Below are 798 nucleotides of genomic sequence, written 5' to 3'. Positions count from 1 at the left end.
CGAGGGGAGCGCCCACCAGCAGCGGAGCCCAGCACTCCCAGACGGAAGCATCGAAGCTCAACGGCGTCTTCTGCAGCACGCGGTCCGCGGCCGTCAGGCCGAAGGTGGAGAGCAGCCAGGCCATATGGTTGGCCAAGGCGCGGTGGGAGACGACGGTGCCCTTGGGCTGGCCGGTGCTGCCGGAGGTGTAGATGACGTAAGCCGGGTGCTCGGCACCGGAGACGGATGCCGGTGAGGCCGTGCCGGAGAAAGCATCTTCCTGAGCATCGATGCAGATGACAGCGGGGCCGTCGGGCAGCAATGAGCGCAGCGAGTGCTGGGTGAGAAGCACTGGCGCGGCGGAGTCGCGCAGCATGAAGGTGAGCCGCTCGCGCGGGTAGCTGGGGTCCAGAGGCACGTAGGCGGCGCCGGCTTTGAGGATGCCCAGCAGCGCCACCGGCAGCTCCAGCGAGCGCTCCATGCAGAGGGCAACGAGAGTCCCGGGCTTCACGCCCAGGGACGCCAGGTGCGAAGCAAGCCGGGAGGAACGCGCCTCCAACTGCCCATAGGTGAGCGAGCCGGAATCACTGACCGCCGCCAGGGCCTCGGGAGTGCGAGAAGCCTGGGCGCTGAAGAGCTGGTGCACGCACGCGTCGGCCGGGAAGTCGGCGGTGGTGGCATTCCATTCCACGAGCACTCGCGACTGCTCGGCCTCGTCCATCATCGACAGAGAGGAGACGGGGAGAGAGGGCTGAGCGAGAGCGGAGCGCAGCAGCGTCCGCAAGTGCTCCACCAGGCGAGTGATGGAGGCGGAGTCGA

Annotated in this window: 1 protein-coding gene; it reads right to left on the bottom strand. The window is 68.3% G+C overall.

Features of this window, described 5'->3' with window-relative positions; all coding sequences use genetic code 11:
• Positions 1-798 (bottom strand): AMP-binding protein (locus G4D83_RS45225; RefSeq protein ID WP_163871168.1); only part of this gene is annotated, 798 nt, incomplete at both ends.

It is taken from the genome of Myxococcus eversor, from assembly GCF_010894455.1.
GTDB classification, from domain to species: domain Bacteria; phylum Myxococcota; class Myxococcia; order Myxococcales; family Myxococcaceae; genus Myxococcus; species Myxococcus eversor.
Note: the sequence above shows the minus strand (reverse complement) of the source record. Positions and strands in the feature narration are given on the sequence as shown.